The organism is Nocardiopsis sp. FIRDI 009, from assembly GCF_003386285.1.
GTDB lineage: Bacteria > Actinomycetota > Actinomycetes > Streptosporangiales > Streptosporangiaceae > Nocardiopsis.
In genome coordinates, this window is record NZ_QPNC01000017.1 from 66,637 (window position 1) to 84,528 (window position 17,892).

Sequence of the window (17,892 nt, forward strand, 5' to 3'; positions counted from 1 at the left end):
GCCGTCCCTCCCGTCACCGCCGCCGCACGCGGCGGACCCGTGCGGCGCGCCCATCAGTGCGCCGCCCCCGGGATGTCGTCCCCGGAGCCGACGTCGATCTCCGGCCCCGTGGGCTTGGGCCCGCAGGACAGACCGGTGAGGCGGTGGAAGGCGACTCCGACGGCGCCGGTGGCGGGGTCGCTGGCCCAGTACTCCCGAACGGTCAGCCAGGTGCCGCGGCTCTCCAGGGCGGTGCGGCCGCCCGGGGCGGGTCGGCGGCGTCCGGAAAAGTCGGTCCACTCCACGGGGAGGACGGCCTCAAAGCCGCCGGGTTCGGTGGTCACGGACAGGGAGGCGCGGGCGTCCACCGTGCGGCTGTACTCGGGCCCGTTCCAGCCTTGGAGCAGGAAGGACCGGTCGCGCGGACGCAACCAGTCGGGGACGTCGCCGGGGGCGTCGGCGCTGATCCAGCCCGCTTCGGCGCGCTCACCCAGGCGAATCTGCGCGCCGGGGCAGAAGACCAGGACCTCCAGGATCCGCCAGCGGTCGGTGTCCGGGTCCAGGGGCGGCGGGGGCGCGTCGGCCCCGGTGGGGAGGAGGGCGTCGGACCGGTACCAGTGGCCCCGGGGGCAGGCGCCGGTGACCCGGGTGTCGCCGAGTTCGGCGAGCAGCCACTGGGGGTGGCCCGGCGCCCCGGGAAGGCCGGCCACGCCCGTGTCCAGGAGGCGGCAGCGCGCGGCGCGACCGAACACGTCGGCCAGGACCGCGTGGATCTGCTCGGGGGTGAGCGCCCGGACGGCCAGGCCCGCGGGCTGTGGGGGACGGTCTCTCACCCCTCACCTCCGGTCGGCTCGTCGGGGGCGAGCCGGTTGTGGAGGGCTGCCAGCCAGCCGCGTGCGGCGGCCGCCTCGGCACTGGTCGGGGTGAACACGGCGGTGAGGAGGTCGACCGTGCGCGGGGGACCGCCGTCTCCGGGGTGGACGGTGACGGCGGCGCTGGTAGCGGTGAGACGGCCGTTGCCGCCGCCAGAGCCCGCGCCGAGGGTCTCGAAGGGGACCGTGGCCAGTTCCCGGACGACGAGGACGAGCAGGCCGAGCAGGGCGTCGTCGGGGTCGCGCGCGTCCAGGACGACGTCCGCGGCGCCGCCGCAGTGCAGGTCGGCGGTGAACAGGCGTCCGTCGACGGCGTCACCGAAGAGGGAGTCCACGGTCAGGCGGGTGGCGGTCAGCGGCGCCCCGCCGGACAGGACGGGGGTGGAACGCAACCGCAGGCGGGAGGGTCGGGGGGTGGCGGCGCCGCGTCCGGGGTCGCGTTCGGTGTCGGCGCCCCACCAGTGGGCGTGGCAGCGGCACCACCGGGCGGACGGCCCGCCCAGGTGTTCGGCCGCGTCCCGGAGCAGGCGGGCGGCGATGCGTTTGAACAGGGAGAACAGGGCGGTGTCGCCGAGGACGGGCACCGGGTGCACGCTGGCGGGACCCGTGGCGTCGGCGGGGTCCGCCCGATGGTCGGGGCCACCCGACACGCTCGGGGGCCCTTCGGTGTCGGTGACGACCGGGCGGTACCGGTGGGCGCGGTCCACCTCCCCGATCCGGTCGCCGACGGGCACGTCCCCGACCATGAGCAGGCCGGGACGCGGGTCCGGATCCGCCGTCCGAGGACGGCCCCCGCCGCGGCCGTCGCCCTCGGGCGGCGCGGTCGCGGCGGGCGGGCCCGGCGCCCCGGCCCCCGTGGGCGGCGCCGTGCGTTCGGCGACGGCCAGGGTCAGGTGGAGCTCGGCGCGGTGACGGCGGTCGGCGACGGCGGACCGGGCGGCCAGCTCGACGACGGCGGTGCCGCGCCCGTGGCGGGTCAGTGCCGTGCCCAGAGCGGTCGCCAGGTCGGCGGCCTCCCCGTCCGCCGCCGCGTTCCCCGACCAGCGTTCGGCCCACGTGCGCGCGTGGTAGGCGAACCAGCCGTGTTCGTCGGACAGGTCATGGCGGCGCACGGACCAGCGCGCGGCCCGTACCGCCCCGTACCCGCGTCCGGAGTGGCTGCCGACGTGCGCCCCGGACCCCGCGCCGTCCAGACCCGCGGTGGCCAAGGCGAGCAGCGCCAGCAGCCGGGGCTCTTCCGCGGGGGCGGGGACGGACAGCCGCAGGTGCGCGGTGAGGACCGTCCCGGCGGGCAGGACCTCCCACTGCCATGTCCGGCCCGGGAGCACGGCCCCGGCCGCCGGGTCCACGCGCGTGCCCGCCCGGACCGCGACCGCGGCCCCCTCCGGCAGTTCGGCCGGGGCGTCGTCCAGGTCCAGTGCGCTGGGGGCCGGAGGGGGCACCTCCTGACCGACCTCGCTCCGGGGTTCCGACGAGCCCAGGAGCGCACGGACCCCGTCGGGGTCGCCGGTGCGGTCGGCCAGTTCGTGCCGCAGGATCCCGGCCAGGGTCGTGGCCCGCAGCCGTGGCAGCCCGGAGCGGGGGTCGCGGTCCAGGTGCAGGTCGACGTCGGTCTCGGCGGCGTGGCGCGGGATGGCCTGGGCGGCGCCGACATGGGTGTCGCAGAGCAGGCGCAGGCGTGCGGTGACCTCCCAGACCAGCGCGGGCCGTGCGGGCGGTGGGACGGGCTCGGGGCTCACCGTCGGCCTCCCCCCTCCCGGGACGGGAGGACGTCGGTTCCGGGGCGCACGGCCCGGGCGGTCTCGGCCAGCCAGGAGGAGACCAGCAGCAGGCACAGGCGCGCCGACGCACGGCGCTCCCAGGCCAGAGCGGACTCTGACAGACCGCTCGGACGGCTCCGCGGCGGGCGTCCGTCGGGCAGGGTCAGGTCCACGGCGGCGACGGCCTCGGCGTAGGCGGGGTCGTGGCCGGGGTCGGGCCGGTTGTCGGCCCACCAGGCGGCGGCGCCGTCGGCGATCCCCTCCAGCCAGGCGCGGACGGTGACGGTTCCGTGCCGGTCGGGGCGGAGGAGGCGGGCACGCTCCAGGGCGCGCACCGCTCGGTCCCGCAGGACCCCGCGCGCCCCGGAGGGGTCCTCGTCCGGGGCGTGCGGGGAGCGGGCCGCGACGGTGCCCTGGAGTGCGGCCAGGGCGTCCTCGGGGGTGTGGTGGGGGTGGACGACGACCTCGCGCAGCCGGCCCAGCAGGCTGGGGGTGAGCGGCGCGAGCAGGTGCGCCGACCCCTGGGCGAGTGTCCGGGCGTGGGCGCGGACGGAAGGGGCGGCGGCGTTCCAGAGCAGGTCGTCGAAGAGGGCGCGCAGCCCGTCGTCGTCCTCCGGGGCGGGCGGAGCCGGGGCGGTCCCGCCCGCCAGCGGCACGGCCAGCGGCGCGAGGGGTTCGGGGCCCGATGGCGGGGAGGCGAGGATGAACTGGCCGTGTCCGTCGACCACCCGCTCCCCCAACGGGTGCGCCTCCACCAGCCGCGCCCGCTCGGTGGTCAGGTCCCGGTCCAGGCGCAACCGGACGACGGCACCGGGGCGGGCCGCCCAACGCTGGGCCATCGGCCCCCGGTAGCCCCGGTGGTAGGCGCCGACGGCCTCGGCCTCCACATGGCTGACGAGCGCCTCGGCGCGGGTGTCGGGCAGGACCCGGGTCAGCAGGTCGAGCACCGCGGGGACCAGCGCCTGGGGGCGGTGCTGGCCGTGGTCGTCCACCACGAGCGCGGGCGAGAGCAGCACGAGGTCGACCGGGGCCCCGGCGGGCCAGGACCGGTCGGGGTGGACGGGCTCCACACGGTCGGGTGAGAGCAGGCGGTCAGGGTCGACGGGGGTGACGCGGACCCCGCCGTGGGCCCGGGTGCCGCCCGACCCCAGGGTGAGGGTGCCGTCGGCCTCGGCCAGGGCGGCGACCACGCGTTCGGCCAGGGCGTGCAGGGAGTCGGGGTCGGGGGCCCGCAGCTGCCAGCGGGCCTCGAAGACCTGGCCCGGGTCGAGGGTGGTGGCGAGGAAGGGCACACCCTGGCGGTTCGCTCCCGTGCGGGCCCGCCCGAGGTACTGCTCGGCGGTCGTGCGCACCTGGGCGCGCAGTGTCCGGTCGGGGGTCACCGGGTCGCGGACCGCACGGTAGGGGGTGGCGGGGTCGGTGGGGCCGAAGACGTCGACGGTGGTGTCCCCGTTCTTGCCCGGGGTGTACAGGTAGGCGGGCGGGGGGAGGGCGACGGTCGCGCGTTCCAGGTGCCCGGAGACCGGGTCCGCGCCGGGTTCCAGCCGGGGGTGGGCGGGGGCGAAGCGCAGGGCCTCGCCCCGGGCCACCCAGGCGTCCAGGTCGTCGTGGCGTCCGGCGCGCAGGAGGGCGGCGGCGAGCATGCCGCGCTGGGCCCGGCCGCCGATGACGTGATCGGAGTCGACGCTCAGGGGGTCGTGGGACGTGCGCACGGCCAGAGTGTCGGTGAGGACGTAGCGCAGCGGCAGGTAGGCGCTGTGGAGGGCGTGGTCGGCGGTCACCGGGGCGTCCCCGTTCCACGGGGCGCCGGCGCGGGCGGGGCGGCCAGCCGCAGCGTGGTGGCGTGCGGGTCCTGCGCGCCGGGTCCGGCGAGTCGGACGTCGACCCGGCCCCGACCGCGCGCGACCCGCGCCCCGATCCGCGTCGTGGCCAGGCAGGCGCGGGCCAGGATCCGCCAGTGCTCCTCGCCAGGGGGCTCGGCCCAGGTCAGCGGAGCGGTGAGGGTCAGCCCCGGCAACAGGACGCGGTGGGTGCGCAGCCGCCCGGGTTCGGGGGCGCCGTCGGCGCCGACCTCGACCCCCGACTCCAGGGTGGTGTAGGCGTCGGTGACCGCCCGGCGCAGGGTGGTGCGCAGCGGTTCCGCACGCCCGGCCAGGGCGCGGGCGACGGCGGCGCGCACCCCGTCGCCGAGGACGGCGTGGCCCACGCGCAGCACGCGGTCGGCGCCGTGGGACCGCTCCCGCCCCAGAATGTCGCGGGCGGCGGCGGACAGTTCCGGAGCGACGGTCAGGGCGCTGTCCGCTCCGGCCCGCAGACGGGCGGCCAGGCGGTGCCGGGGCAGGTAGGGCAACCCGTGGTCGTCGGTGACCACGTCGGTGTCCGCGCCGGTCCCGTCCGCGCTGGCGCCGACGAACAGGGCCGGTGCGGCCAGGTACACGGTGACGCGGTCGGGGCGGCTCACCGGCTCCGGCCCTTCACCGCGGGGACCGCGCCGGGGCGGTCGGGGGGCTGGGGCAGGTGCGTGGGCAGGGCCTCGGCCAGCCGGGGGTCCAGGTGCAGGTCCATGACCCCGACCGCGTCCAGCAGTCCTCCGGGGGTCCACCCCGGGGGCAGCTCGACGGCGGCGCCGGTCACCCGGGCACGGCGGTCGAGTTCGGGAGCGGGGTCGGCCCCCGACTCCAGGAGCGGCACGAGGGCGGAGAGCAGCCAGCCCCGGTTGCGGGTGTCGCCGTCGGCGAGCAGACTGCCCGGGGCGCCGGAGAGGTAGCGGTCCACGAAGCGCGCGAACCCGGAGCCGGTCAGCGGGAGTTCGGTGCGCGGACGGGGCGCCCGGGCGGCCTGGTCGAGTCCGCGCAGGACGCGTTCGACACCGTCGAACCGGGTGGTCCAGGCGATCACGTGGTCGTCGGCGGCGGTGGGGTCGGCTTCGGCGTGGTCGGCCCGGTACCGCTTGGCGCGGCGGCACATCGCCTCGCACAGGTCGTATCCCAGGGACAGCGGGGCACCGACCGGCTGGACCGCGATGCCCACCCCGACCGTGGGCACGCAGGTGGTGTGGACGCCGCCGTCGGGCGCGGTGACCGCGCGTCCGCCGCCCCGGCCCCGGGCTCCGCCGTGGGCCTCGGCGAGCGCCCGGTGCAGTGCCACACGGGGGTCGCGGGGGTCGGCGATCCGTGCGGGGTCGGCGTCCAACCAGTCCAGCGCGTACCCGGCCAGGCTCAGGGCGAGGCGGGCGTCGCACAGCACGGTGAGGTCGTCGCCCGCCACGACGATCGGCCGCACCGGCACCCGGATCCGGCCGGAGGACCCCTGGAAGAGCGAGATCGGTCCCGCCGCCCCCGCACCGGGGATGTGGGGGCGGCGGCCCGGCTCGGCGCACACCGTGGCGGCCACGGCGCGCACCAGGACGCGGGCCAGCCCCTCGGTGAGGCCCGCGATGCGGGTGGACAGGCGCCGCTGGGCCAGGGCGCCGGACCCGGGGACCGCGGGGTCGGCGACGCGCTCGCGGTAGTCGCCGAGGATGGCGCCCAACCCGTTGACGTCCACGTGCACGACGGCCAGACGGCTGACGTCCCCGTGGTCGCGGCCGAGCCGGTCCACCTCCATGGGCAGCGCGAGTTCGGGGGCTCCGGTGGCGGTGGCCGCCCCCTCCAGCCATGCGGCGCCGTTGTCCCGGTGCCAGCGGCGCCCGACGCCGCGCGCCCGCGCCACGTCGGCCGTCACCCGCTCGTGGACGCCCGCCTCACCGTCCTCGGCGCGGCTGCTGTCCACGACCTCGGCGGGGCCTCCGCTGACCGCGCACACCGCCGTGATCCCGTACCCGTGGGCGGGGGTGTGCAGCGCCGACATGTGACGCCGCGCCGCCCGCAGCCGGGCGGGCAGAGCCGCCAGGGCCTCGTCCACCCCCACCGGGACCGGCTCCGGTTCATCCGCCCCGGCCGCACGGCCGTAGGGGACCAGGGCGACCACGGGGGTGAGCTGGCCGGCGCGGTCCCGCAGCCGCCGCGTGTAGCGTCCGGTGAACTCGCGGGCGGTGGGCGGGTCGGGGAGGACCACGGTGAGCGCGCCGCCCGCGTCGCGCAGGACGACGTGGTCGGGGGGCAGGAGGTCGGCGACGCCGTTGCGGGCGTCGGAGGTGTCGGTCAGCTCCGCGACCAGGGCCGCGCGTCCGACCGCGTCGAGGATGCGCCGGCCGCTGAACACGAAGGACTGGATGCCGCGCAGGTCGACACCGACCACCACGCCGCTGGTCGGCAGGGGCCGTGCCGAGGGCGGCGGGCGGCGGAGGGCGACGGGTGGGGGAAGCACCGGGTCGGCTCTCCTTCTGGGCGGGGGCACGGATCCGGCCCGAACGTGCGGGCGTCCTGGTGACCTCTCTCGGACGGTGCCGGCCGGGGTGCGGTCGGCGATCCTCCACCGATACCAGCAACGGCACCCGCGCGGCACCCTCAGCCCGCCGGTTGGCCCGTTCCGGTCAGCGGCGCCGGCCCGGGCGCGGTGTCCGAGAGGGTTGGGTGCGCCTTTCCCCTTCCCTCACGGAGGTCCCGCCATGACCCGGCCCGTACCGGAACCCGCCGCGCCCGCCCGGCCCGTCAGGGCCCCGGCCCCGACCGTCCCGGCGCCGCTGACCGCCCAGGACCTGGTCCCCCGCCTGCGGGAGCTGGCACGGGCGCTGCGGGAGAGGGGCCAGGACCCGGCGCCGAGGGACCGGGGCGGCCACGTGTGAGGTCACGTGCCTCCCCTCCGCGCCCCGCCGCCTTCGTGGGGAACCGGACCGGGCGGGGACGTCCCCGCCGGACGGTCCCTGCACGGGGAGCGTGACGGCGCGAACGCTCGGTCGGGGGTTCCCGACCGTGGAGGGACCGGCCCCCGACCGCCGTCCTCGGGCGGGAACCGGCGCTTTCGGGATCAGTCGAAAAGCGTCCCGCTGAACTCCTCGGCCACGACACGGGGGCGCGGGTCGCCCACGCGCGGGGGCGTGCGCCGCCCGGCCCGACCGGCGGCACGGCGCGAACGCCGGGCGGGCGCCGGGGCGGTCGTCTCCGCGCTGGTCACCGTGTCCACCCGGACCGCACCGAAACCCTGGGCGGTGTACTTGCCCACGCCCGTCAGCTCGACGAGTTCCAGGAGCGTGGCGAAGGCGTCGGCGTGACGGCGCTCTCCGCCGACCAGGTCCAGGCGCAGCCCGCCCTCCCACCCCAGGACGGTGCGGTTGTCGGCGTGGTGGTGCTCGGCCAGGCGCACGTCCTCACCGGGCAGCGGGAGGCGTCGGACCCGGGCCAACCCGCCGAGCACGAGGTCCAGCCACGGTTCGGCCAACGCGGTGGGGGCGAAGCGGGCGACGGCGCCCACGGCCCCGCTCCCACCGACGATCCCCCCTCCGGACCGGTGCACCGCGCCGAAGAGGCGCCGGGGGTTGGGCCACACGTGCGGGATGCGTTCCCCCGTGGCGTCGCGCGTGGTCATGACGATGGGGGTCCGGCTGCGGACCGCCGCCGAGCGCACGGAGGAGGGTCCGCGGGCCGCGGTGAGCATCCGGGCGTAGGAGACGTCGAAGGTGCGGGTCACCGACAGCGGCTCCAGCAGGTGGTCCCCGATCCGCTGCGGCTGACCGACCAACTCCTCGGGGGGGACCGGGGGCGGGACCGCGTCGTCCAGCCAGGTGAGCGTCCAGTGGTGCAGCCGGTCGCCGATCGGCGTCGGCCACCCGTTCATCGACCACCGTTTGGCGGCGGTGTGTTCCTCCGGGGGCTGCGGCCACCAGTGGTTGAGCAGTCCGTGGCAGTCCTCGGGCCGGATCGGCCGCGCGGTGTCCGCCAGGTCACGCAGGATCACGGTCCAGCGTCTCGGCACGGGCGCCACCCCTTCTCGCGTGGTCGCGACGGCGGCGGGTCCGCGCCGTCCTCGGTTCACCGAGGACGTCTCTCGGACAGTGGGCGGTACCGGAACCCGGTCCACCGTCGGCCGTTTCCGCCGTGCCGACGCCGTGTGCGCGTACCCTGGTCCCCGTCAGCGCACGGACCGCCCCGGGCGCCCACGCGTCCGGCCGCCCTTCGGAGATGCCTTGCCTCGTCTGAGCCACGTCCTCGACCTCGCCCCCGTGGACAGGGAGGTGGTCACGCGGTCGGTCGCCGCCGCGCACGAGGTCGTCCGATCGTGCCGGTTCGACGGCCGGGGATGGCTGCGCACCCCTGAGGCCCCCACCCGCGAGCGGCTGGCCCGGCGCGCCGAGGAGCTGGGGCTCCTCGACCGGGAGGGAGCCGAGCGGCTGCGGGCCGCGGCCGCCGACCGCTCCCCGGAGCGCGCGACCACCACCGCGCTCCAGCTCCGCTCCGGACGGCACCTGGCGCCCCGCAGCCACTATCTGGTCGCCGAACTCACCGCTGACGGCGTTCCGCTGGAGCCGCGCTACGAGGAACAGGGGTGGAGCAGCACGGGGCTGACCGTCACCTCCTGGGACGAGGCGGGCACCTGCGCCCTGGAGTACGCCATGCCCGACGGCGCGGACACGGGCGAGACCCCGGTGACCTCGGGGACGGTGGCTCACCACGCGTCGGGGGTCCTGACCGCGACGATGCGGATCCAGCTGCCCGGCCGCCTGCCCCGGTGGCGTACGGCCAGCGGCACGCTCACCGTCGACACCGGTTCCTGGTACGCCGCGCTGGACGGTGCCGCCGCCGAGCCCCCCGTCCGGCTGTCGGCGACCCACGCGCTGGCCGACGTCGAGGCATGGCTCTCCCCCACCGTCCGCGACGACGGCCGGTGGGAGGTGTCGGCGGTCCTGGACGTCCGCGGCCGGGGCCTGATCGCCCGGCCGATGGCGGCCCTGGTGGTCTGGGCGGTGCGCGGGTCCTTCCGCAGGGAGGCCCGGCGCGCGCGGCGGGGCCACGCCACCGAGGTCGTGAGCCCGCGTGAGCGGCTGGACCGGGTCGGGGAGTCCTGGGACCGCGTCGCGGGCACGGCCTGGCAGCTGCCCGACTACCTGCGCGACGTGGCCCGGGCGATGGCCGAGGCGCCCGGCGCCCGGCCATCGCCCCGTCCGGACGCCTAGGAGGAGGGCTCGGTGCCCCACCCGGTGAGCGACCGGACCCGCAGCTCGGTGTAGCGGGAGGTGTCGCGCTCGTCCGAGAGCAGGCTGCCGACCACCGCGCACAGGAACCCGACCGGCACGGCGAACAGCGCGGGGTTCTCCATCGGGATGAGCTGGATGTCGATCCACGCGGGCAGCACCGACAGGTTCTCCCCGGTCACCGGGTGCGTCTTGCCCGACATCACCGGCGAGAACAGCATCAGCGCCAGCGTGCAGGACAGTCCGCCGTAGATGCCCCACTCCACACCGCGGGTGTTGAACCGCCGCCAGAACAGGGTGAGCACGATGACGGGCAGGTTGGCGGCGGCCGCGATGGCGAACGCCAGCCCCACGAGGAAGGCCACGTTGAGCTCCTGGGCCCGGATGGCCAGCACGATGGCCGTCCCGCCGACCGCGCACGCCGCGAAGCGCGCCACCCCCATCTCCTGTGACTCACGCGGCCGCCCCCACATGAGGACGTGTCCGAACAGGTCGTGGGCGATGGAGGACGACGAGGCCAGGGTGAGGCTGGCGATCACGGCCAGGATCGTGGCCAGCGCCACCGCCGAGATCAGCGCGAGCAGCACGGCCGCCCCCACCGGGCCGGCGACCAGTCGGCCCAGCTCCTCGGCGAGCATCGGGACCGCGCTGTTTCCCGAGGGGTCCAGGCTCAGGATGCGGTCGGACCCCACCAGCGCGGCGGCGCCGAAGCCCAGCGCGAGGGTCATGAGGTAGAAGGCCCCCACCATGACGATGGCCCGGTTGACCGAGGTGCGCGCCGCGCGCCCGTCCGGCACCGTGTAGAAGCGGATGAGGATGTGCGGCAGCGCGACCGTGCCCAGGACCAGCGCCAGGCCGAGGCTGATGAGGTCGAGCTTGTTGAACATCGTGCGCGCCGGATCGCCGGGCACCTCCACCCCCAGGCGCAGCCCCGGTTCGAGGAAGGCGCGGCCGTGCCCGCTGGCTTGGGCCGCCTCCGTCAGCAGTGCGCGGGGGTCGAAGGAGAACTGGGCCAGGACCAGGACGGTGAGCAGCCCGGTGGCGCCCAGCAGGACGACCGCCTTGATGATCTGCAACCAGGTGGCGGCCTTCATCCCGCCGTACATGACGTAGACGATCATCAGGACGCCCACGAGCACGATCACCCCCGAACGCGCCTGGCCCTCACTCAGTCCGAGGAAGGTGCCCCCCTCGTGCAGGCCGAGCAGGACCGCCACCAGCGCCCCCGCCCCGACCATCTGCGCGACCAGGTAGAACACGCAGACGGTGACGGTGGAGACGGTGCAGGCGAGCCGTACCCGCATCCGGCGCATGCGGAAGGCGGGCAGGTCGGCCATGGTGAAGCGGCCGGTGTTGCGCATCAGCTGGGCCATGGGCAGCACGAGCAGCCAGGCCACCAGGAAACCGATGGAGTACAGGAAGCCGTCGTAGCCCTGGAGGGCGATCATCCCGGCGATGCCGAGGAACGAGGCGGCCGAGAGGTAGTCGCCGGTCAGCGCCAGGCCGTTCTGGGTGCTGGAGAACCCGCGCCCCCCGGCGTAGTAGTCGACCGCTCCGCGCGTGGTCCGGCGGGCCCGGACGGTGACGGCCAGCGTGACGAGGACGAACACGGCGCACAGGGCGAGCGTCCAGCCGTGCGCGGCGCCGAACCGTCCGCCGAGGACACCGGCGAGGTCCAGGGTCGCGCGGACGGTGCCGTCCCCCGTGGCGGCGCCGTCCGCGGACGCGGACGTGAGATCGGACAAGGCGGTCATCGGCGAATCACCCGCCCGGACAGGGTCTCCTCCTCGCGTGCCCGGTCACGGATCCGCTCGGCCAGCGGGTCGATCGCGCGTGCCGAGAAACGCCCGAAGGCCCAGGCGAGTACGAACGCCAGCAGGAACTGGCCGATTCCCGTCAGCAGGGCGACGTTCACCGGTTCGAGGACCGGTGTACTCATGAATTCCCGGGCATAGGCCGAGAGCAGAAGATAGGTCAGGTAACTGAGGAGGAATCCGGACACCAGGACGGCGGTCTGGAGTGCGAATCTCCTTCGTAGTTTAACGAAAGCCGGGTCCACAGACATGCGCTCGCACGCGCGCGCCACGTCGGCCCGCTCCCGCCGCCGCGCCGCCGCCGACCTGGGGCCTCGTGGACGAAAGGGCTCCCTCCGCCCGTCGACACGCCTTCCGTAGGCGCCCTCCATGTACTCGACCACGGCTCTCCCCCTGCGTTTCTGCTACGGATTCCGCTCCCCCGCGGAGCCCGCCGTTTACCGGCGCGCGCCAGGCGGACCCCGCCTCTGGTTCCTCCGCGGGCGCCGCGTACGCGCGGACGTGCTTCGCGAAGTGGGCAATACGATATCCAGGAGAACGGGGCCGTGTTCGCCAAACTCACAAATCGGTTGCCCCGAATGACGCACGCCGACCGCGTGAACCGGACGAAGCGCCGCGGAATCCAACAACCGGCGCCAAACCACGAACGGACACCGGCGAACCGCCCGCCCGGCGCCGACACCCCCTCCCTTCCAGCGCGGACGCGCCGCGTGCGGGCGCGGGCAGCGCCCGGTCTTCGCTAGGCTTCGGGGCGACCCCGAACCCATCACGGAATCCGACATACCTCGGTTTTCCGTGTTCGTACACGTGTATGATTACGGGGTCCGCACTATTCACGCGATACCGAAGGGAAATCCCCGCCGTGGTCACCGAGGTCTTCACGCGCAAGTACTGCGATCCCCACGCCGTTCGCGAGGAGAAGGTCGAGGCGACTGAGGTCATCCAGTTCGCCTGGGAGGGCGCCGTCCGCGAGGTCGACGCCTGCGTCGAGTGCGCCAAGGAGCACGAGTCCCGTTACGAGCCCCTCGTTGACTACTCGCGCCCGGTGAAGAAGCGTCGCGCCGCCAAGAAGGCGCCCGCACCGGCCCCCGCCGACAACGGTGACGCCGCCGCGGACAGCGGATCCGGTCAGGAGTAGGCCCGCCCGTCGCCCGCCACCGCCCGGGGGCCGCCTCGCGGCGGGGCGGGCGCCACGTCCCGGGTGACGGCCTCGCAGCCGCACCGCGGAGCCGGGGTCGGCGACACCTCCGGTGGCCGCCGACCCCCGCCTCTGACGTGGCGGATCAGCCCCGGCCCATCAGCCGCGCCACCTGACCGCCGCGGCGCATCTCACCGCCCACGCCCGCCTGCACCGCCTCGGCGACCGGCAGGCGGGCGTGCACGTACGTACCGCCCTGGGACCGCACCGACGCGCCCATCCGGCGCATGATCCGCAGCATGCCCGCGTTGGCCAGGCTCGTCTCCGCCCGCACCTCGGCCAACCCCCAGTCGGCGGCCACGACCGTCAGCGCCCGTGCCACGGCGGTACCGACGCCGCGGCCCTGCCAGGCGTCCTCGACCAGGAAGGCGATCTCGCCCACCCCGGGATCGAGTGTGTACATCAGGTGGCCCAACGCCACGGGCGCCTCCTCCCCGCGCGGCCGCACGGCCAGGGTCAGCCCGCGCTCGGGATCGCAGAACACCCGCAGCATCCGCGGACTCAGCTCACTCATCCCCGTGAAGTAACGGTTGCGCACCGTCTCCTCCGAACAGCGGCGGTGCAGGTCGCTCAGGGCGGGCGCGTCGCTGTCGCGCACCTGCCGCAGGGACAGCACCGTGCCCTGCGCCGTGCGCACGACCCGGTCGGTGGGGACCGGACCCGTGGAGGGCATCACCGAACGCACCAGGGCGTCCGCCCGGCTGGACTCGGTCCAGGTGAAGGGGTGCGAGGCGCGGCGCACCAGCACCCCGCGCAACGGGCCGACGGGGACCAGCATGGCCGTGCCCTCGTCCGCGTCGCCGACCTCCTCGATCCGGGTCAGGTTGGTCCACCGGGCGTCGTCGGCCAACAGGAGTTCCGCCAGCGCCTCCGGCAACCGGTTGGGGTGCGCGCGCAGCCGCGCGGTCAGCAGCAGCGCCCGGGTGACGTCGTCCCCGACCTCGCGCCGGTGGGCGGGGACGGCCGTCACCGCGCCGGAGGGGCTCAGCCGCGTGATCTCGCGAACGGCCCGGGCGTGGTTTCCGGGAACGTCCACGACGAACTCGTCGACCACGCCCGCCACGTCGGTGTGCAGGGACAGGTCGACGATGTTGCCCCCGTGTCGCGCGAGGGCCCCGACGACCGCCGCGAGCCCTCCGGGTCGGTCCTCGACCGCCGTCCTGATCCGCCACAGGCCCACAGTGTCCCCCCTCGGATGAAGGTGCTCCCGTCGCCGCGGTACGACGCTGGACCGCGACGACGGGACGCGCACCGACGTGGTTCCAGAGTCGGGGACCCACGTTTCGTGGACGTTAGGCGTCCGTTGAGTTCCGTCGGAGGTTCGCCGGTGCGCGCGTGACACGGCGTCATCGGAGCGCGCGGAGGGCCGGGCCGGTGCCGGTCAGGGGCGCCCCGAGACGAGCTCGCCGTCCTTCCACACCGCCGCCACCAGCGGCACCCCCGGCCGGTAGGCCAGGTACAGGTGGTTGGGCGCCGACAGCAGGGTGAGGTCGGCGCGCGCCCCCGGCCCCAGGTGGCCCACGTCCGTGCGGCGCAGCGCCCGGGCGCCGCCCGCGGTCGCCGCCCACACCGCCTCCTCCGGTGTCATGCCCATGTCGCGCACGGCCACGGCCACGCAGAAGGCGAGGCTGGAGGTGAAGCACGACCCGGGGTTGCAGTCACTGGCCAGGGCGACCAGCGCCCCCGCGTCGATGAGCGCCCGCGCGTCCGGGTAGGGCTGACGGGTGGAGAAGTCCACCCCCGGCAGCAGGGTGGCCACGGTCGGGTCGGGGCGCCGGGCGGCCTGCGCGAGGGCGTCGACGTCCTCGGCGGTGAGGTAGGTGCAGTGGTCGACGGAGGCGGCGCGCGTCTCGACCGCCAGCCGCACCCCCGGCCCCTCACCGAGCTGGTTGCCGTGCACCCGGGGCAGCAGACCGCGTTCGACCCCGGCGGTGAGCACCCGCCGCGAGGACTCCTCGTCGAAGGCGCCGCGCTCGCAGAACACGTCCACCCACCGCGCGTGCGGTGCGCACGCCTCCAGCATGGGCCCGGTGACCAGGTCGACGTACCCCTGCGGGTCGTCGGTGTACTCCGGGGCGACCACGTGGGCGCCGAGGAAGGTGACCTCGTCGGTGACCCGCGCGGCCACGGCCAGGGCGCGCTCCTCGTCGGCGACGGTGAGCCCGTATCCGGACTTGACCTCCAGGGTGGTGGTGCCCTGCGCGCGGGCCTCGCCCACCAGGCGGCGGGCGTTCTCCAGCAGTTCCGCCTCGCTCGCGTCCCGGGTGGCCGCCACGGTCGTGCGGATCCCGCCCGCCGAGTAGGGCTGGCCGCTCATCCGGGCCGCGAACTCACGGCTGCGGTCGCCCGCGAACACGATGTGCGAGTGACTGTCGACGAAACCGGGCAGGACGCAGCGCCCGGCGGCGTCGACCCGGGCGTCGGCCTCCGGAGCCCGTGTGCGCGGCCCGGCCCAGGCCACCCGCCCGTCCTCGATCACCAGCGCGGCGTCGGCGATCTCGCCCACCGCCCCGCGCCCCAGACCGGGATCGTTGGTGACCAGTGTGGCGATGTCGTCGATGAGGACCGCGCGGGGTGTGTCGGTCATGCGTGCAGCTCCTTGATCACCGTGTCGAGTTCGTGTGCGGTCTCGGGCAGGCGCGTGTGGACGCCGTCGCGGACGGTCCAGCGCCCGTCGGCCATCACGTGGCGCACGTCGGCGGCGGTCGCGGCGAAGACCACCGCGTCCGTGGCCCGGGCGGGGTCGGCTCCGGCGAGCCGGACCCCCTCCAGCGGGACGTTGACCAGGTCGGCCCTGGCCCCGGCGCGCAGCTCCCCGGCGTCGGCTCCCCCGCCCTCGGCGGACCAGCCCAGCGAGCGGTGGCCGCGCGCGGTGGCCGCGTGCAGCAGCGCGCCGCCGCCCAGGGTGCCGCGCCGGTGCGTGCGCAGCCGCTCGTGGAGTTCGACGCCGCGCGCCTCGGCGAACAGGTCCAGCCGCACGTGCTGGTCGGTGCCCAGACTCAGCAGCGCCGGGTCCAGGTCTCCGGTGCGGGGCAGGCCGTCGGCCAGGTCCCGTTCGGTCGTCGGGCACAGGCACACGGTCGCCCCCGCGTCGCGGACCGCGGTCACGTCGGCGTCGGTCAGGTGGGTGGCGTGCACCAGGGTGGTGCGTTCGGTCAGGGCTCCGGCGTCGGCGAGCACCCGGGTGGGGGTGCGCCCGTAGGCGGCCAGGCAGGCGGTGTTCTCCACGGGCTGCTCGGACACGTGGACGTGCAGCGGTGCCCGGCGCGCGTCGGCGAACGCGGCCACCTCGGGCAGGTCCCCGGCCGGGACCGCGCGCACCGAGTGGGCCGCCGCGCCGACCCGGGCGTGCGTGCCCCCGGGGACGAGGGCGGCCAGGCGCTCGGCCCATCCGGCCACGTCACCGTCGCCGAACCTCAGCTGCGGCCCGGTCAGCGGCCGGTGCGAGCCGTGCTCGTCCAGCCCCCCGGACAGGTAGCACACGTCGAGCAGGGTGAGGCGCACCCCGGCCTGCGCCGCCGCCTCGACCAGCGCGTGGCCCATCGCGTTGGGGTCGGAGTAGCGCGCGCCGCCCGGGGCGTGGTGCAGGTAGTGGAACTCGCCCACGCACGTGACCCCGGCCAGGGCCATCTCCGCGTAGGTCGCCCGGGCCAGGCGCAGGTAGGTGTCCGGGTCCAGGCGCTCGGCGACCCGGTACATGCCCTCGCGCCAGGTCCAGAAGGAGCCGCCGTCCGCGTGCGTGCGGCCGCGCAGGGCCCGGTGGAAGGCGTGCGAGTGGGCATTGGCCAGACCGGGCAGGGTGAGGCCGCCCAGGACCTCGGCGTCCTCGGGCGGGGCGGTGTCCGACGCGACCGAGGCGAACCGCCCGTCGGCCACCTCCAGGAGCACACCGCGGTCGGGGGTGTCCCCGCCCAGCCAGGCCCACTCGCACCAGTACCGCCGCGCGGCGGTCGCACGTCCGGTCACGGCGCGACCTCCCCCACGGGGCGGGCGAGCAGGTCCTGGAGGACGTCGGCCAGGGCGAGCACCCCGGCGTGGCAGTCGTCGGGACGGGCCCACTCCTTCGGCGAGTGCGACACCCCGGTGGGGTTGCGCACGTACAGCATGGCGGTGGGCACGTGGGCGGCGAGCACCCCCGCGTCGTGCCCGGCGCCGGTCGGCAGCACGGGTACCCGGGGGTCGGGGGCCCGGGTGCCGACGACGGCGGCCAGGCGGTCGCGCAGCCCGTGCGCGAACGACACCAGCGGGGTGCGCGACTCGGCCGTCATCGCGACCCCGACACCGTGCTCGCGGGCGGCGGCCTCGGCCCGGGCACGCACGCCCTCGACCACCGCCGTGAGCGTGTCCTCGGAGTCGGCTCGGGCGTCCAACCAGGCGCTGACCAGCGACGGAATGGCGTTGGTGCCGTTGGGAACGATCACCGACCTGGCCACGGTGGCGCGGGCGCCGTGCTCCTCGGCCTGGGCGCGGGCGGCCAGGACGGCGTGCGCGAAGGGGAGCATGGGGTCGTTGCGGTCGGCCAGGCGGGTGGTGCCCGCGTGGTCGGCGCGTCCGGTGAAGTCCATCCGCCAACGGCCGTGCGGCCAGATCGCGCTGGCCACGCCCACGGGGTGGACGGTGTCCTCCAGCGCGCGCCCCTGCTCCACGTGCAGCTCGACGAACACGTCCAGCGACGCGAGCGTGTCGGGGTCGGGGCCGATCAGGTCCGGATCGTGCCCGGCCGCCGCCATCGCCTCCGCCCAGGTGACGCCGTCGGCGTCGGCCAGCCCCCGCGCCCGTTCGGGGGAGATCTCACCGGCGGTCAGCCGGCTGCCCAGGCAGGGCACCCCGAAACGCCCTCCCTCCTCCTCCACGAACACCGCCAGGACGAGCGGGCGCGCGGGGCGCACACCGCGGGCGCGCAGCTCGTCGACGGCGGCCAGGGCGCTGACCACGCCGAGCGGACCGTCGAAGGCCCCGCCGTCCGGCACCGAGTCCAGGTGGGACCCGGTGGCCACGGCGCCGGGGCCGGGCCCGCCCCACCAGGCCCACAGGTTGCCGTTGCGGTCGGTGCGCACGTCGAGCCCGCGTGCGGCGGCCTCTCCGGTGAACCAGGCGCGGGCGTCGGTGTCGGCGCCCGCCCAGGTGTACCGGTGGTAGCCGCCGTCGGCGGCGCGCCCGACCGGGGCCAGCTCGGCCCACATGCGGTCGAACGACACGG

General features: G+C 76.2%; 15 protein-coding genes. 3 read left to right on the forward strand and 12 right to left on the reverse strand.

Features of this window, described 5'->3' with window-relative positions:
• Positions 1-53: 53 nt before the first annotated feature.
• Genes DVR05_RS15020 through DVR05_RS15040 form a run of 5 tightly spaced genes read right to left on the reverse strand, consistent with a single transcriptional unit; the run spans position 54 to position 6,919 of the window.
• Positions 54-812, reverse strand: a complete 759-nt coding sequence (locus DVR05_RS15020; RefSeq protein ID WP_116246511.1) for a hypothetical protein — start codon at positions 810-812, stop codon at positions 54-56.
• Positions 809-2,590: an RAMP superfamily CRISPR-associated protein gene (locus DVR05_RS15025; RefSeq protein WP_116246512.1), complete on the reverse strand. Its 1,782-nt coding sequence runs from the start codon at positions 2,588-2,590 to the stop codon at positions 809-811. Before DVR05_RS15025 ends, DVR05_RS15020 begins: the two co-directional genes overlap by 4 nt.
• Positions 2,587-4,392: a hypothetical protein gene (locus DVR05_RS15030; RefSeq protein WP_116246513.1), complete on the reverse strand. Its 1,806-nt coding sequence runs from the start codon at positions 4,390-4,392 to the stop codon at positions 2,587-2,589. The genes DVR05_RS15025 and DVR05_RS15030 overlap by 4 nt, the downstream gene beginning before the upstream one ends.
• Positions 4,389-5,072, reverse strand: coding sequence for a hypothetical protein (locus tag DVR05_RS15035; RefSeq protein ID WP_116246514.1), 684 nt, complete (start codon positions 5,070-5,072; stop codon positions 4,389-4,391). The genes DVR05_RS15030 and DVR05_RS15035 overlap by 4 nt, the downstream gene beginning before the upstream one ends.
• Positions 5,069-6,919, reverse strand: coding sequence for a hypothetical protein (locus DVR05_RS15040; RefSeq protein ID WP_369974542.1), 1,851 nt, complete (start codon positions 6,917-6,919; stop codon positions 5,069-5,071). Before DVR05_RS15040 ends, DVR05_RS15035 begins: the two co-directional genes overlap by 4 nt.
• Before the next feature lie 241 nt (positions 6,920-7,160).
• Here DVR05_RS15040 and DVR05_RS26615 point away from each other — a divergent pair, with 241 nt between their 5' ends.
• A complete protein-coding gene (locus tag DVR05_RS26615; protein ID WP_157982450.1) occupies positions 7,161-7,337 on the forward strand; it encodes a hypothetical protein in 177 nt (58 codons plus the stop codon).
• A 182-nt stretch (positions 7,338-7,519) separates the two neighbouring features.
• Here the strand turns inward: DVR05_RS26615 and cas6 are convergent, their stop codons facing one another.
• Positions 7,520-8,473 (reverse strand): CRISPR system precrRNA processing endoribonuclease RAMP protein Cas6, encoded by a 954-nt coding sequence (gene cas6 / locus DVR05_RS15045; protein WP_116246515.1) that lies wholly within the window; start codon positions 8,471-8,473, stop codon positions 7,520-7,522.
• Positions 8,474-8,675: 202 nt separating this feature from the next.
• Here cas6 and DVR05_RS15050 point away from each other — a divergent pair, with 202 nt between their 5' ends.
• On the forward strand, positions 8,676-9,662 hold the full coding sequence (locus DVR05_RS15050; RefSeq protein ID WP_116246516.1) for a hypothetical protein: 987 nt from the start codon (positions 8,676-8,678) through the stop codon (positions 9,660-9,662).
• On the opposite strand, the gene DVR05_RS15055 is transcribed toward DVR05_RS15050, so the two are convergent.
• Positions 9,659-11,434: a cation acetate symporter gene (locus DVR05_RS15055; RefSeq protein WP_232832150.1), complete on the reverse strand. Its 1,776-nt coding sequence runs from the start codon at positions 11,432-11,434 to the stop codon at positions 9,659-9,661. The genes DVR05_RS15050 and DVR05_RS15055 overlap by 4 nt on opposite strands.
• On the reverse strand, positions 11,431-11,865 hold the full coding sequence (locus tag DVR05_RS27415; protein ID WP_116246563.1) for a DUF485 domain-containing protein: 435 nt from the start codon (positions 11,863-11,865) through the stop codon (positions 11,431-11,433). The genes DVR05_RS15055 and DVR05_RS27415 overlap by 4 nt, the downstream gene beginning before the upstream one ends.
• Positions 11,866-12,356: 491 nt before the next feature.
• Here DVR05_RS27415 and DVR05_RS15065 point away from each other — a divergent pair, with 491 nt between their 5' ends.
• Positions 12,357-12,632, forward strand: a complete 276-nt coding sequence (locus DVR05_RS15065; protein ID WP_116246517.1) for a hypothetical protein — start codon at positions 12,357-12,359, stop codon at positions 12,630-12,632.
• Positions 12,633-12,777: 145 nt separating this feature from the next.
• On the opposite strand, the gene DVR05_RS15070 is transcribed toward DVR05_RS15065, so the two are convergent.
• The 4 genes from DVR05_RS15070 to DVR05_RS15085 all read right to left on the reverse strand — a co-directional run bounded on the left by DVR05_RS15070 (position 12,778) and on the right by DVR05_RS15085 (position 17,890).
• Entirely contained in the window at positions 12,778-13,872 is a 1,095-nt protein-coding gene (locus DVR05_RS15070) for a GNAT family N-acetyltransferase (protein WP_116246518.1), read from the reverse strand.
• A 201-nt stretch (positions 13,873-14,073) separates the two neighbouring features.
• A complete protein-coding gene (gene hutI / locus DVR05_RS15075) occupies positions 14,074-15,279 on the reverse strand; it encodes an imidazolonepropionase (RefSeq protein WP_116246519.1) in 1,206 nt (401 codons plus the stop codon).
• Positions 15,276-16,658, reverse strand: coding sequence for a formimidoylglutamate deiminase (locus tag DVR05_RS15080; protein WP_116246520.1), 1,383 nt, complete (start codon positions 16,656-16,658; stop codon positions 15,276-15,278). The genes hutI and DVR05_RS15080 overlap by 4 nt, the downstream gene beginning before the upstream one ends.
• Positions 16,655-17,890: an allantoate amidohydrolase gene (locus DVR05_RS15085; protein ID WP_116246521.1), complete on the reverse strand. Its 1,236-nt coding sequence runs from the start codon at positions 17,888-17,890 to the stop codon at positions 16,655-16,657. Before DVR05_RS15085 ends, DVR05_RS15080 begins: the two co-directional genes overlap by 4 nt.
• Positions 17,891-17,892 lie beyond the last annotated feature (2 nt).